We start from the raw sequence: 14,915 nt of genomic DNA, 5'->3' as shown, positions 1-14,915 counted from the left end.
CGCCGAGGGTAGCAGGCCGCTACTCAGTGCTGGCCTAGGCGGCGCTCGGCGCGGCGCTGGCGCAGGGTGTCAATGACCACGGCCACTACGATGACTGCACCCGTCACGATGCGCTTGACCGGTTCGCTGGCACCAATCTGGGCCAAGCCCGCCTCCAGCACAGCAATGATGAGCACGCCAAAGAAGGTGTTGATGACCGAACCGCGACCGCCCATGAGGCTGGTGCCACCAATGACCACGGCGGCAATGACTTGCAGCTCGATGCCGATGCCTGCGTTGGGGTCTGCTGCCTCAAGGCGGGCCGACTGCATCATGCCCGCCAGCGCGGCCAAAAAGCCCGTGGCCGCAAACACCATGATGCGCACTGGGCGAGGATCGATCCCGGCCAAGCGCATGGCTTCTTCGTTGGTGCCAATACCCACCACGTAGCGGCCCAACACGGTGCGGGTGAGCACCAACTGCCCCGCCACCACCAAGGCCAAAGCCAGCACAAACGCCACAGACACGCCACCAATCCATGGGGCGGCCAGGGTAGACATGGCACCACCCACGTACTGGGTGCGCGAGTCCGTTACCAAGTACGCGGCACCGCGCACCGCTTCGAGCATGCCCAACGACACGATGAAACTGGGCAAACGCCACGCCACCGACACAGCCCCGGTGATGGAGCCGCACACCAAGCCTGTAACCAAGCCCAGCAAGGTGGCGGGCAGCACGCCCCAGTGCCACTGCAAGATGGCCGCTGCCGTCATGGCGGCGCTCAGAGCCAACACGGAGCCGACCGACAAGTCGATGCCTGCGATGACGAGCACAAAGGTCATGCCCACGGCCATGACGGTGAGAGCGGGAATTTCGTTGGCGATGGTGACAAAGGTTTCCAGCGTGAAGAAATATTCGCTCAAGAAACTGAACAGGGCCACCATGGACAGCAAAACCACCCCCAAGCCGATGTAGGTGCTCCAAGAGTTGTTGCCGTAGGACTTGGCCAGGCTAGAGGACGTTGCAGGTGTGCTCATAGTGTCTGGGTTGTGGGGTTGGGTTGGGTGCTTTCACCAAAAGCGGCAGCCAAGATGGCTTGCTCACTCCAAGCACCACGCTCAAAGGTTTGCACCAAGCGACCTGCGTGCATGACGCCGATGCGGTCGCACAGGGCCAGCAGTTCGCGCAAGTCACTAGAGACCACCAGCAGGGCTTTGCCTGCAGCAGCCATTTGTTCGAGTTCAGCGTAGATTTCGGCGCGGGCGCCAACGTCTACGCCACGGGTGGGTTCGTCCAGCAGCAGCACCTCGCATTCGCGGTGCAGCCAGCGGGCCAGCACCACTTTTTGCTGATTGCCGCCACTCAGGGTGGAGACAGGTTGCTCCTCGCTGTGCGAGCGCACACGCAGACGCTCAATCAGGCTGCGGGCCACGCCATGCTCATGGGCACTGCGCAGCCAGCCTGCGCGGGCGATGGCGGGTACGTCCGACAGGGTCATGTTGACACGGATGGACTGGGGTAGCAGCAAACCCTGGGATTTGCGGTCTTCAGTCACCAGACCGATGCCTGCGCGCATGGCTTGCATAGGGGAGCGCCACGGGCCGCGCAAACCGTGCCGCTGGCTGGCTTGGGTGAACACCTCCAGCTTGCCACTGTCCATGCGGTCGGCGCCATACAAAAGGCGTATGCACTCGGTACGACCTGCGCCGACCAACCCGGCTATGCCCATGATTTGGCCAGCACGCAGTTCCAAATCTACGCCTTGCACCGCTTTGCCACGGCCAATGCCATGGGCGCGCAGCAGCACAGGGCCTGCGGGACGTATGGGGCGCTGCAAGTCTTCGTGCACGTGGTGGCCCACCATGCGCTCGACCAGTTCGGCCTCTTGCACACCCGCCATGGGACGCACATCGACCAGCAAACCGTCGCGCAAGACGGCCACTTGGTCGGCAATGCGCTGTAGCTCTTCAAGGCGGTGCGAAACATAAATAAGCGCCACGCCGCGCTGCTTGAGCAGGGCGATCTGGGCGAACAAGTGCTCGGTCTCACGGGCAGTGAGCATGGCGGTGGGCTCATCCAGAATGAGCACCCGCGTGGAGTCTTGCAGGTTGCGGGCGATCTCCACCATTTGCTGCTGACCAATGCCCAGCTGCCCCACGGGAGTGGCAGGGTCAATGTCGTGGATGCCCATTTTGTCGAGCTGGGCTTGCGCCAAGGCGCGCAGCTCTTTGTCCTTGAGCCAGCCAGCGCGGTGGGGCAGCCGGTCTAGCAACAGGTTTTCGGCCACACTCAGGGTGGGAATGAGGCCCAACTCCTGCATGACCATGCGCACACCTTGCGCTTCGGCATCGCGGCGCGAGGTGGGGGCAAAGGCTTGACCATCGAGCAGCATGCTGCCGCTGGAGGGACTGACCAAGCCACAAATGATTTTGGACAGCGTGCTTTTGCCCGCTCCGTTCTCTCCTGTCAGGGCCAGCACTTGGCCCGCCTGCAAGGACAAGGAAACATCGGCCAACACGGGGCCTGCATAGGTCTTGCCTATGCCCGCGAGCTGCATGCGCAGCGCAGCGGTGGAGGGAGAAGAATCGGCGCGAGTCATAAGCACGGCTGTCTAACCAAGCCCTCTTGCGAGGGCCTTGGTGGGGGTGGATTACTTGGTCACCAAAACCACGTCGGTCTTGATCAGAGCAGGCATGTCGGCTTGCTTTTTCTTCTCGGCCAAGGCCTTGAGCACGGTTTCGATGCCGAACACGGCTTGCTTGTCACCATACTGGTCAGCCGTGGCCAACACGCGGCCATCGGCCAGCATGGGCTTGATGGCGGAGATGTTGTCGTAGCCCACCACGGCCACTTTGCCGGCCTTGCCAGCAGCCTTGACGGCGGCTACAGCGCCCAGGGCCATGTTGTCGTTGCCAGCCAGCAGCGCCTTCAGGTCGGGGTGCTCACGCAGCATGCCAGCGGCCACGGTGTTGCCCTTGTCGATTTCCCATTGGCCCGACTGCACACCCACCACGGTGATGCCAGCGGCTTTCATCGCGTCTTGGTAGCCCAAGGTGCGCTGCTGCGCGTTGAACGTGGTGGACACGCCTTCGATGATGCCCACCTTGTCACCGGACTTGAGTGTCTTGGCCAAATGATCACCGACCAAGCGCGCACCAGCGCGGTTGTCAGGGCCCACAAACGGCACGGTGATGGACTTTTCCTTAAGCGCGGCAGCGTCCAGTTGGTTGTCGATGTTGACCACCAAGATGCCCTTGTCGATAGCGGCTTTGATGGCCGGCACCAAGGCCTTGGAATCGGCAGGAGCGATTACCAAGGCTTGCACCTTTTGGGCCACCATTTGCTCAACCATCTTGATCTGTGCGGCGGTGTCGGTTTCGTCTTTGATGCCGTTGGTCACCAAGGTGTAGTCCTTGGCGTGGGCTTTTTGGTGGGCCTTGGCACCGTCTTCCATGGTGCGGAAGAACTCATTGGCCAAGGACTTCATGATCAGCGCGACCTTGGGCTTTTCTTGCGCCAATGCAGGCTGAGCCACCAAGCCGCCCAGCAGGGCCAGAGCAGCAGCGGTTTGTACGGTACGGCGTGTGAATGTCATTGATGTCTCCTTCTCATTGATGGTTGTTGGAATTTGGATTTTGCCTCACGCGCAAACGTTTGCGCATACGTTTTCTATTGGGGTTTTCATGAGGCCTTGTCACGCCCGATCCACGCGCAAGGCGTGGCCGTCAGGCGTGCAGAGCTAAGGTGTCTCGTGAAAAATCAGGCCGCCGCCTTGGCCAACTCCAACTGCTCCCGCGTGGCTTGTGCCACGCTGCGGGCGGCAGCGGCGAAGTCTTCGCCTGCGCTGGCGTAGAGCACGGCGCGGGAGGAGTTGACAACGATGGGGCCATTAGGGGTGTAGCCTGCGCGCACGGTGGCCACGGCGTCACCACCTTGGGCGCCTACGCCGGGAATGAGCAGCGGCAGCGTGGGGGCCAGTTCGCGCACGCGGGCAATTTCAGCAGGGTACGTCGCCCCCACCACCAGGCCGAGTTGGCCGTTGCGGTTCCATGGGCCTTGGGCCAAGCTGGCCACGTGCTCAAACACCTTGGGCTGGCCGGGCACGCTGTGCAGGGTTTGGCTTTGCAGATCGTCCCCCCCGGGATTGGAGGTGCGGCAGAGCAAGAAAGCGCCCTTGCCCTCAAAGCGCAAGTAGGGCTCCACCGAATCCCAACCCATGAAGGGCGAGAGCGTCACGGCATCCGCCCCATAGCGCTCGAAGGCTTCTTTGGCGTACTGCTCGGCCGTGCTGCCAATGTCGCCACGCTTGGCATCCAAAATGATGGGCACATGGGGCGCTGCGGCACGCATGTGGCGCATCAGTTTTTCCAGCTGGGCTTCGGCACCGCAAGCGGCGAAATAGGCGATTTGCGGCTTGAAGGCGATGACCAAGTCGGCCGTGGCATCGACGATGGCGGCGCAAAAGTCGTACAGGCGGTGGGTATCGCCGCGCATGGACAGGGGCAGGCGGCTGGGCTCGGGGTCTAGGCCAACGCACAGCAGGGATTGATTTTGGCGTTCGGCGGCGTGGAGTTGGTCGAGAAATGTCATAAGGCAATGGTAACAACCATGGGCTGTGCATTTTTTTTATCCGTTGCCACAATATTTTGGCGCGCCATCCGTCTATACAGTTATGGACACGACGCTCGATCCCCATGCCTTATATAGACCGATGACCCCGCACACCGATGACATTGCTGCCATCATCGTGCGCGAACGTGCACGGTTGCTGGGTTTTATTCGCCGGCGCGTACCCAATGCTGGCGATGCAGAAGACATCTTGCAGGATGTGCTGTTCGAGTTCACGCAGGCGTGGGCATTGCCCGAGCCGATTGAGCAAGTGGGCGCTTGGCTGGCGCGGGTGGCTCGCAACCGCATCATCGACCGTTTCCGCAAAAAGCGCGAAGAGTCATGGTCGGATGCATCGGGGCAAGACGATGACGAGGCTGAGTATCTCTATCTTGAAGAAGCTTTGCCCGATCCCGATGGTGGCCCCGAAGCCGCCTACATGCGAGCGATGCTGCTAGAGGCCATCTCCAACGCCTTGGACGAATTACCCCCCAACGAGCGCGACGTGTTCATAGGCCATGAACTGGAAGGCCTGAGCTTTCAGGACATGGCCACACACAGCGGCACCAACGTCAACACCCTGCTGGGCTGGAAACGACGCGCAGTGCTGCATCTGAGAAACCGACTGCAACCGTTTTACGACGAACTAACCTAACAAAGGAAACCCAACCATGAAACCATTTATTGCCAATCGACGGGGGCGCGCCACCAAAGCGCTGGCCATGGGCGTGCTACTGGTGGCGGTGCTTGCTGTAGTCAGTGCAGTGGTCATGCTGCTGTGGAACTGGCTCATGCCTGCCGTGTTCGCGGGGGTCAAGCCGATTGATTATTGGCAGGCCATGGGCTTGTTTGTGCTGAGCAAACTGCTACTGGGCGGCGGCGGTTTGCGCGGCAAGATGCGCCAACGCTGGCAAGGCATGACAAACGATGAGCGGGAGCTGTTCAAGCGCCGCTTCCAAAGCCGTTGGGGTGGGCAGTTTGGCTCCTCCGAAGCGGCGCCACACGGTATGAAATGAACACCACCCATTACACGGAGAAACACCTATGACGGATCTGTCTGCACCACAAACACGCTCAGACGAAAGCACCCCATCGTTGGACAAGCGCACAGGCTTGTTCGAATCTGTCTTGCACAAAATCCTGATGCGCCCCGCACAGGTCACTGCCGTTGAAGCGCTGGGAGACAAGTTCAGGATGATCACCATCCAAGGCGCAGCGCTGCAGGATGTCCAATGGACACCGGGCGACAAAATTCAGGTGCAGTTTGGCGGCTGGGTACAACGCACTTACACCCCAGTGGAGTGGGATCCGGTACAAGGTAGCACACGCATCTTGGCCTACTTGCATGGCGAAAGCCCTGGTGCCGAGTGGGCGCGACGGGTGCGTGCTGGCGATGAGTGCACCTTTTTCGGGCCGCGTGGCTCTATTGACCTGACCAAGATTGACTCTCCTGCTTTCGTTTTTGGGGATGAAACCTCCATCGGGCTGGTGGCCGCACTGCGCCACGTTCAGCCAGCAGCAGGGCCTGTGCTGGCGGCACTGGAAGTGACGTCGCTGCAAGACACGCAGGAAGTCATCCAGGCTCTGGGCTTGGAAACAACCCGTGTGCTTGAGCGCACTGGCGAAGACTCCCATCTGTCTGCCGTGGAAAAACTGGCTTTGGATTGGGTGCAAACCCATCCATCTGCGTCCTTTGTACTCAGCGGCAAAGCCAGCTCCATTCAGCGCATCCGCCAGTTTTTGGGCCGACAGGGTATCAAAGGGCGGCAGTTCCACAACAAAGCCTATTGGGCTCCCGGCAAGAAGGGCTTGGATTAATTTCCATCAGCTCCATCGCAGGGCTGCGGGTGCTGGCCTGTTTTTTGCCTGCTAGGCTTGCGCCTTTCAGACAAACCAGAGGATTTTTACCGCATGCACCCGTTTTTTAATCGGACGGCCCCCATACGGGGCTTGGCTTGGCGTCGCACTGCCGCTGCACTGGGCGTGCTGTGCGCCGCACCACTGGCTTGGAGCCAGCACGTGCTCACGCAAGCCACGGCGGAGCAATTTGCCCGCACCAGCTTTCCCGAATACCTGCAATTTGTGGCCCTGCCCAGCGAGTCCAGCAAGGCCGCGGACATTGTGCGCAATGCCGACTGGCTGACGCAAGCCTTTGCCAAACGCGGCTTTGCCACCCGGCAACTGCCCAACGAGGGCAAGCCCTTGGTCTACGCAGAGCTGCCCGCCCGAAAAGCCACCGCAGCCACCAAGACGGTGCTGTTTTACATGCACTTTGACGCCCAGCCCGTCACCCCCAGCGAGTGGAAGACCGAGCCATGGACACCCACACTGCGCCTGCGTGATGCAGCAGGCCAGTGGCAAACCCTGCCCTTGGAGCAGCTCCAGAGCACGCCGTTCAACCCCGAATGGCGGGTGTTTGCCCGTGCATCTGCAGACGACAAAGCGCCCATCGTGATGTTCTTGGCGGCCATCGACGCGCTGCGCGCCGCCCAAGTGGATCCGGCCATGCACATCAAAGTGCTGCTGGACTCGGAGGAAGAGAAAGGCTCACCGCGCTTGCACCTCGTGATGCAAGACAACCAAACGCTGCTGCAAAGCGATGGCCTGATCGTCTACGACGGTGCCATGCCACCCAGCAATGAACCCAGCATCAACTTTGGCAACCGCGGCTCGATGCAGTTGGATTTGACCGTGTTTGGCCCTATGAGCGCGCAGCACAGCGGTGTGTATGGCAACGTCATTCCCAACCCGGCGCAGCGTCTAGCCAGTTTGCTCGCTGGCATGAAAGACGAGGATGGCAAGGTGGTGCTCCCCGGTTTCTACGACCGCATCAGCCTGACCGATGCTGAGCGTGCGCAAGTGGAAGCCAGCTCGCAACCCGCGGCGGCCATCCTCAAGCGCCTGGGCATTGCTGCGCTGGAGCCCACAGTACGCAGCCCGCTGCTGGCGATGCAGTTCCCATCACTGGACATTTTGGGCCTGTCCGCAGGCCAAGTGGGCACGAAAGCAGCCAACGCCATTCCAGCAGCGGCCACGGCCAGCCTGAACATCCGCACCGTGCCGGAAACACCACCGCAACGCATGCACACGCTGGTGCGTCAGTATGTGCAGTCACGCGGCTACCACCTCATTGAGGGGGAAACACCTACGGCAGAAGAACGCAGCCGCTACGACAAGCTGGCCCGCTTGGGCGTGATTGCCTACCCGAGCTCGGCCTCGGCAGCGCGGGTGCCCATGGAGTCGGCCTTGGCACAGTGGACGCTACAAGGCGTGCGTGCTCCACGCGGCAAAGACCCAGAAAAAATCCGCATGTGGGGCTCTACCCTGCCGATGAGCGGTGCGGTCGATGTGCTCAAGCAGTCCTATATCGTGGTGCCACTGGTCAACGCCGACAACAACCAGCACGGCCCCGACGAGAACATGCGCATGGGCAACTACGTGGAGGGCATTCGCACCATCGCCTCCATGCTGACCACTCCCCTGCCCTGAGTGGCTGATCGCCTATTACTTGCAATAAAGTCATGAATACATTGCAAAAATAGGCGGTAGCGCTACTTTGGTAGATGCAATACAGTCCCCAGCTATGTTCAAACCATCGCTAACGGGGACTGCATGAGCACCAACACAGCCAACACCCAACCACGCCCAGCCCAAACCAAGGTCAAAGCGGCATCGGATCGCATCAATATCCACCGCCTGCAGGTGGCCAGCACGCTGCACCAGTTCATTGAGCAGCAGGTACTGCCCGGCACCGGGGTGGACGTAGCAGCGTTTTGGCGTGGCTTCGATGCCATCGTGGCCGACATGGCCCCGCGCAACGCCGCCCTGCTGGCTGAACGTGACCGCCTGCAAGCCGAGCTGGACGCCTGGCACCGCACGCACCCCGGCCCCATTACCGACATGCCAGCGTACAAGGCGTTCTTGGAGCGCATTGGCTACTTAGTACCCTGCCCAGACAAGGTGAGAATCAGCACCGCCAACGTGGACGCTGAACTGGCCAAGCAAGCCGGGCCACAACTAGTGGTGCCCGTGCTCAACGCCCGCTATGCCCTGAACGCCGCCAACGCCCGCTGGGGTTCGCTGTACGACGCGCTGTATGGCACCGATGCCATCAGCGAAGACAAGGGCTGCGAGAAAACCATCGTCAAAAATGGCAAACCCGTGGGCTACAACCCCAAACGAGGTGCCAAAGTCATCGAGTACGCGCGCTACGTGCTGGATCGCACCTGCCCACTCAAAAAAGGCTCGCACATCGACTCGGTGGGCTACCGCATCAAAGGCGGGGACTTGGTGGTGAGCCTGCAAGACGGCAGCACCAGCAAGCTGGCCGACAAAGACCAACTGGTGGGCTACCAAGGCGATGCCAAAGCCCCCAGCAGCGTGCTGCTGGTGCACAACGGGCTGCACTTGGACATTCGCATTGACCGCAGCACGCCCATCGGCAAAACAGACCCCGCTGGCGTGAGCGACTTGGTGGTGGAAGCGGCGCTGTCCACCATCCTCGACCTAGAAGACTCTGTGGCCGCAGTGGATGCGCAGGACAAGGTACTGGCCTACCGCAACTGGCTAGGCATTTTGCAAGGCACGCTGACCGAGACCTTTGAGAAAGGCGGCCACACGCAGACCCGGGGCCTGAACCCCGACCGCATCTACACCGCGCCCAAGGGCAAAAAGACGGTGCGCCTGCATGGCCGCAGCCTGCTCTTTGTGCGCAACGTGGGCCACCTGATGAGCAACCCCGCCATTTTGTTCACCGACGCGGATGGCAAGGTCAAAGAGATTCCCGAGGGCATCATGGATGCGGTCATCACCACCGCCATCGCCCTGCACGACCTGAAGAAAACCAAGCAGGACGTGGAAGCTGGTGCACTGCGCAACTCGCGCAAAGGCTCGGTCTATATCGTCAAACCCAAAATGCACGGCCCAGCCGAGGTGGCCTTTGCCGCCGACCTGTTTGCCCGTGTGGAGCAGCTGCTGGGCCTGCCCGACAGCACCGTGAAGCTGGGCATCATGGACGAGGAGCGCCGCACTTCGGTCAACCTGATGGCCTGCATTGCCGCTGCGCAGAGCCGCGTGGCTTTCATCAACACCGGCTTCCTCGACCGCACGGGCGACGAGATGCACACCGCCATGCACGCAGGCCCCATGCTGCGCAAGGGCGACATGAAAACCAGCGCGTGGATACAAGCCTACGAGCGCCACAACGTGCTGGTGGGCCTGCGCTGCGGCTTGCGTGGCAAGGCGCAGATTGGCAAAGGCATGTGGGCCATGCCCGACCTCATGAAGGCCATGCTGGAGCAAAAAATCACCCACCCCAAGGCGGGTGCCAACACCGCGTGGGTGCCCAGCCCCACCGGTGCCACGCTGCACGCCATGCACTACCACCAGGTGCTGGTCTCTGGGGTGCAAAAGTCGCTGGAGAAAAGCATCCAAGGCAAGGCCTTTGCCAAGGTGCGCGAGGAGCTGCTAAACGGCCTGCTGACCGTACCCGTAGCCGCCAACCCGCACTGGAGCGCCACCGAAAAGCAAGCCGAGCTGGACAACAACGCCCAAGGCATCTTGGGCTACGTGGTGCGCTGGGTGGACCAGGGCGTGGGTTGCTCCAAGGTGCCCGACATCAATGACGTGGGCCTGATGGAAGACCGTGCCACGCTGCGCATCAGCAGCCAACACATTGCCAACTGGCTGCACCACGGCGTGGTGACTGAGGCGCAGGTGCGCGAAACCCTGGAACGCATGGCCGCCAAGGTGGACAAGCAAAACGCGGGGGACAAGGCCTACACGCCCATGGTGGGTAACTGGCAAGGCGCGGCCTTCCAAGCGGCGAGTGACCTTATCTTTAAGGGCAAGGAGCAACCCAGTGGCTATACCGAACCGCTGCTGCATGCTTGGCGCTTGAAGGTGAAGGCGGCACAGAACGCGACATAGCAATGCCATTGCTGGGGCCAGAGCCAACACCGGACTACGAGGTGAACCAGCAAATCAGTTGGTGAACAAACCAGACGGCGGCACCGCAGCCGCCGCGGGATGGTCTAAGCGCTCAGCATGCCCACACGCGATGGAACAGCCTGTAGACAAGGCGCACCACACCCAAAGTCAGCAAACAAGCCCGTTCGGATAGCCCCCAATCCGTGCAATACTGGGACTCATACGGTTGAAATTCCTACCCGTTTGAAAATAACGACGGCTATGGCTTCTTCGTGGCACTGGGTGATCTGATCGTCACCGGGCCGCCCCGGACAAACGTCAACGATCTGCGTCTGATTGTGGTGCGCTAAGTCAAACCGAAAGCTTTCTATTCTGGAGTTCTGAATGTATCCGAATCATCTTCGTTCCCTGATCTGTCTGGCCCTGGCCGCACTCACACCGGCCGCGTGGGCCGTGACCGACATCCGCATTCCGACCAAGGTCTGCGATGTGACTGCCTACGGTGCCAATGGCCTGCGTCAGCAGATTGAGCTGAACACAGCGCCGATCCAGCAGGCCATTGATGATTGCGCGGCGGCTGGCGGCGGCACCGTGCTGTTTCCGGCTGGCAACTATCTGACCGATCCGATCTTCCTCAAGAGCAATGTCCGACTCAAACTCGAAAAGGGCGCCATTCTCGTCGCGTCCACTACCGAATCCAGCTATCGCGCCACGCCCGAAACCAAGTATGCCGAAGCCGAGAACGGCTGGCTGCCCTTCATCAGTGTGGCGGGTGCCGAAAATGTGGCGATCAGCGGCGAAGGCACGATCGACGGGCAGGGCGCTGTGTGGTGGGAGCGCTGGCGCGCCAATGTGCGCGCCAATCCGGCCAAGCGGGGCTCGACCGATCGGCCGCGCCTGATCTACATCCGCAACAGCCATAACGTACTGGTGGAGGGGGTGACTATCAACAACTCGCCGAGTTTTCACGTGGTCATGCGCTATTCGGAAGACATCGATGTGACCCGCACCCGCATCGTCAGTCCGCAGTTCGCGCCGCATACAGATGCCATCGATCCGATCGACAGCCGCCGCGTGCGCATCACCCACAACTTCATCGACAACAATGACGACCATGTTGCGATCAAGGCCGAGAAAGCCGATCCACGCTTCCCGCAAGGCGTAACACATGACATATACATCGCCCACAACACCATCAAGGGTGGGCGCGGCATTTCCATCGGCAGCGAATCGGCTGGCGGCGTGTCAAACGTTCTGGTCGAACACAACAGCTTCGAGGGTTCGATGTACGGCCTGCGCATCAAGAGCCCGCGTGGCAAGGCCGGCAAGGTCACGAACATCACCTACCGTGACACGAAGATGGTGAACGTGGGCGTGCCACTGGTCTTCTCTGGCTATTACAAGAGCGCACCGGAAAATGCCGAGGAACTGGCTAAGGCCCTGGCCGAAGGTGGCTTCGTGGTGGGCGACCAGCTCTACCCGGCGGACTCCGATCCGGCCCAGGCCTTCGATGCCGTGAAGACGCCACATTTCAGCAACATCCGCATCATCAATCTGACGTCCACCGGCAAGAGCAAGGCCGCCGGCTACATCGTCGGCGTGCCCGAAGCGCTGATCAGTGACTTCCGTTTCGAGAACGTGAAAATCCAAGCCGAGCGCGGTCTGCTGATCCGCAATGCCAGCGTCGAGGCTCGCAAGTTCAGCCTCAAGGCCCATACGGGTGACAAGCTGATCCTGCAGAAGGATGGCCAGCTGAACCAGAAGTAAGCGCAGACCATCAAGGAGCCGAGCTGGACAACAACGCCCAAGGCATCTTGGGCTACGTGGTGTGCTGGCTGCACCATGGCGCTTGAGGGTCAGGCCAACTGGTAGCAGCGGATCAGCACCGCCTGCCGCTGTGGTCGCAGGCTGGTCAATGTGCCCACGTAGGCCTTGCGGTTGAGCCATTCGTAGGGGCCAGTGGGAGTCGTCAGTTTGATGTGCGAGAAGGCGTAGCGCGGCCCACCACCCGGTGGTTTGTTGTCCACCAGTACCTGGTTGTGTACGGTGATCACGGCGCCGTCGTGGGTTTTCATCTCGTACAGAGCGTCGAGTTGCACGATGCCATCCTTGCGCACCAGTTGGCGATCGGCACCACCGGCCAGGACGGTGCCCTTGAGTCCGGGGCCTTCAAACGTGCCGCCGCTGATGGGCACCATGCGCCGCTCGCCCAAGGGGGCATCACCCAGCAACTGCGCGGGTTCGATGTCCACGATAGCGTCATAGATCCATTCGAGCTTGGGTGCACCGGCTGCAGCAGCGGCTGCGCCTGTGGGCGGGAAGGGTGCGGATGGGGCCGGGCTTTGGGCCCATAGGGTTGACGTGGCCAATGCAGCGGGGGCTGTGGCCAGCAGTTGGCGGCGGTTCATGTTGGGCATCAAGGCTCCTGGTTGGGGGTGTCAGGGGGTTACGCAGCGAAAGCTGCTGGCTTGTTCGGTATCGCCCTGTCCGCTATAGCGAGCCACTTGCGGGTAAGGGCACAACAAGCGCGTGCGCTGCGGTGCCCAGTCGGCTGGGACTTCCGGGTTAGGCAGATTGCTGCCCACGCCACGGGCGGTGGCGGTGATGGCCTCGGGCCGCTGGCCTTGCTCAACCCAGCGCACGATGGCGTCGACCAAGTCAAACTGGTCGGTAGCGGGCCCGCCCCGGCTGTGGTTCATACCTGGTACCAAGTAGAGCCGAGCCAGGTCGTCGGTGCGGGCACCATGTCGTGCGCGGAAGGCGTCCAACCAGCGTACGGTGTCTAGAGCGGAAAACACCGGGTCGCTGCTGCCGTGGGCCAGCAGCAGCTTGCCGCCTCGGGCCACAAAGGAGTCCATGCGCTCAGCTTGTGGTGGCGTCATGAAATCCATGGCCGATTCGCGGTAGGTGTTGTCGGTGGCTTTGAGGCGTGGGCCATCGCGGTCTAGGTCAAAGCCCAGTGCGAAGTCGATCAGACTGGTACCTTGACCGTTGAGCACGGCGGTACTGGCGGGCGGCGTTTGAAACACAAAACCCACCGCCACGGCATCGCGCGGGCCAACACTGTTGACAAAACGCCAGGTGCGCCAGTCGCTGCCCCGGATACCGGCATCCCAAGCCCACTCGCTGTAGAAGGGCTGACCATCTCGGGTGCGGGGGCCGGCATATAGCCTTACCAAGGTATCCCGCTGCGCTTGGCTCAAGCAGTTCGTGCTGGCGTTAGCGCCGCAAACGGGCAGGTCACGCAATGGATCGAATGCTTTTTGACAGCCAACCACATCGTGAACCAAGCCATCGCGCAGACCATCCAGAGCATCGCAGCGCAGCAGCACGTGCTGGGCGACCGCAGCCAGGGCGGCTGGGGGAAAAGCTGCTTGCAGATCTGGGCGTTGATCCTTTCCTTGCGGGGCTATGCGGGCCACCTGTTGGGCACCCCATAGCTGCGTCACAGCCGCAAGGGGCAGCCGGTAGCCTGGGGTTGTGACCACAATGCCATCGAACTGGCCGCTGTCGCGTGCCGCGGCGACCATGCCATGTCGCCCGCCGTTGGAGGTACCAACCAAGTAGGCGCGGTCTGGTACTTTGCCGTAGTAAGTAAGCACCAAAGCGCGTGCCATGGGCGTGAGGTCGGCCACGGCACGGTAGCCGTAGTCCAGGCGGGCGTCTGGATCTACGCCGAACGTGGCACCACCAATGGCGCCTGCGGCTCGCTCCAATTGGTGCCCGGCATCTGAGCTGATCACAGCAAAGCCCTTGAGCAGACCGTTGCTGCGCGGGCCGCCACCCAAAATGTCACCCCAGGCCGGCGTCAGGCTACCGTCCAAGCCGCCATTGGCTTGGTAGAACAACCGACCATTCCAATCGTGTGGCAAACGCATTTCGAAACCCACGGCATAGGGCTTGCCATCGACCACACTGGTGCGCTCGCGCAGGGCACCGCGCACCAGACAATGTGCAGGCATGAGCTCTGCTATGCCGGGGAGTGTGACGCTGCCCGCTGCAACGGCCTCGACGTGGGTGAGTCGGGTTGCCGGGTGTTGGAATCGACCTTGCAGCGCTTCGCACGGGCCCACAGGCCTAGCACCCTGGGCTGCACGGACGGGGGTGGCGGGGGGCGTTGTTTGGCAGGCAGCCAGAAGCAGCGCACTGGCGAGTACGGGCAAAGCAAGGGTGGTGTAGGAATAAGGCTTCATTCAGTTATTTTTTATAATTAATTGCTTATTGAATCTCCTGAGTTTCCCTAGTCTGGGGCCGATCTGCTGGTGCAAGGCATTTCCATAGAGCCTCTGCCGAGCCTGCCCCTAAAATAATTTCCTTAGAACAGTGGCTCCATTTCATATTGCGGTAACGTGTTGCTGAAATTTCGATTCGGAGCAGACTACTGCACGCACAATCACACA

12 protein-coding genes are annotated in these 14,915 nt (G+C 61.3%); 6 read left to right on the top strand and 6 right to left on the bottom strand.

Annotated features, from left to right (window positions below; genetic code table 11):
• Positions 1-23: 23 nt before the first annotated feature.
• The 4 genes from KIK84_RS09445 to pyrF all read right to left on the bottom strand — a co-directional run bounded on the left by KIK84_RS09445 (position 24) and on the right by pyrF (position 4,569).
• The gene (locus KIK84_RS09445) at positions 24-1,016 is read right to left on the bottom strand and encodes an ABC transporter permease (protein ID WP_214122811.1); all 993 of its coding nucleotides are present in this window, start codon (positions 1,014-1,016) and stop codon (positions 24-26) included.
• Positions 1,013-2,578 (bottom strand): sugar ABC transporter ATP-binding protein, encoded by a 1,566-nt coding sequence (locus KIK84_RS09440; RefSeq protein WP_214122810.1) that lies wholly within the window; start codon positions 2,576-2,578, stop codon positions 1,013-1,015. The genes KIK84_RS09445 and KIK84_RS09440 overlap by 4 nt, the downstream gene beginning before the upstream one ends.
• A 51-nt stretch (positions 2,579-2,629) precedes the next feature.
• Positions 2,630-3,574 (bottom strand): sugar ABC transporter substrate-binding protein, encoded by a 945-nt coding sequence (locus KIK84_RS09435; protein WP_214122809.1) that lies wholly within the window; start codon positions 3,572-3,574, stop codon positions 2,630-2,632.
• A gap of 164 nt (positions 3,575-3,738) precedes the next feature.
• On the bottom strand, positions 3,739-4,569 hold the full coding sequence (pyrF, locus tag KIK84_RS09430; RefSeq protein ID WP_214122808.1) for an orotidine-5'-phosphate decarboxylase: 831 nt from the start codon (positions 4,567-4,569) through the stop codon (positions 3,739-3,741).
• A 121-nt stretch (positions 4,570-4,690) separates the two neighbouring features.
• Here pyrF and KIK84_RS09425 point away from each other — a divergent pair, with 121 nt between their 5' ends.
• From KIK84_RS09425 to KIK84_RS09400, 6 genes are all read left to right on the top strand, one after another.
• Positions 4,691-5,242, top strand: a complete 552-nt coding sequence (locus KIK84_RS09425) for an RNA polymerase sigma factor (RefSeq protein WP_214122807.1) — start codon at positions 4,691-4,693, stop codon at positions 5,240-5,242.
• 16 nt (positions 5,243-5,258) lie between these two features.
• Positions 5,259-5,603, top strand: a complete 345-nt coding sequence (locus KIK84_RS09420; protein WP_250207870.1) for a hypothetical protein — start codon at positions 5,259-5,261, stop codon at positions 5,601-5,603.
• Between the two features lie 28 nt (positions 5,604-5,631).
• Positions 5,632-6,405: a siderophore-interacting protein gene (locus KIK84_RS09415; RefSeq protein WP_214122806.1), complete on the top strand. Its 774-nt coding sequence runs from the start codon at positions 5,632-5,634 to the stop codon at positions 6,403-6,405.
• A 93-nt stretch (positions 6,406-6,498) separates the two neighbouring features.
• Positions 6,499-8,076 carry a M20/M25/M40 family metallo-hydrolase gene (locus KIK84_RS09410; RefSeq protein ID WP_250207869.1) on the top strand — a complete coding sequence of 526 codons (1,578 nt, stop codon included), beginning with the start codon at positions 6,499-6,501 and terminating at the stop codon, positions 8,074-8,076.
• Between the two features lie 123 nt (positions 8,077-8,199).
• On the top strand, positions 8,200-10,515 hold the full coding sequence (locus tag KIK84_RS09405) for a malate synthase G (RefSeq protein WP_214122805.1): 2,316 nt from the start codon (positions 8,200-8,202) through the stop codon (positions 10,513-10,515).
• Positions 10,516-10,899: 384 nt separating this feature from the next.
• Positions 10,900-12,282, top strand: coding sequence for a glycoside hydrolase family 28 protein (locus tag KIK84_RS09400; RefSeq protein WP_214122804.1), 1,383 nt, complete (start codon positions 10,900-10,902; stop codon positions 12,280-12,282).
• Between the two features lie 89 nt (positions 12,283-12,371).
• On the opposite strand, the gene KIK84_RS09395 is transcribed toward KIK84_RS09400, so the two are convergent.
• Together KIK84_RS09395 and KIK84_RS09390 are read right to left on the bottom strand one after the other, a co-directional pair.
• Positions 12,372-12,932 carry a DUF3237 domain-containing protein gene (locus KIK84_RS09395; RefSeq protein ID WP_214122803.1) on the bottom strand — a complete coding sequence of 187 codons (561 nt, stop codon included), beginning with the start codon at positions 12,930-12,932 and terminating at the stop codon, positions 12,372-12,374.
• Between the two features lie 21 nt (positions 12,933-12,953).
• Positions 12,954-14,708: a tannase/feruloyl esterase family alpha/beta hydrolase gene (locus tag KIK84_RS09390; protein ID WP_214122802.1), complete on the bottom strand. Its 1,755-nt coding sequence runs from the start codon at positions 14,706-14,708 to the stop codon at positions 12,954-12,956.
• Positions 14,709-14,915 lie beyond the last annotated feature (207 nt).

The organism is Curvibacter sp. CHRR-16 (genome assembly GCF_018474005.1).
In the GTDB taxonomy this organism is placed as follows: Bacteria; Pseudomonadota; Gammaproteobacteria; order Burkholderiales; family Burkholderiaceae_C; genus Allorhodoferax.
The sequence above is the reverse complement of the archived record's forward strand: the minus strand, read 5'-3'. Positions and strand labels throughout refer to the sequence as shown.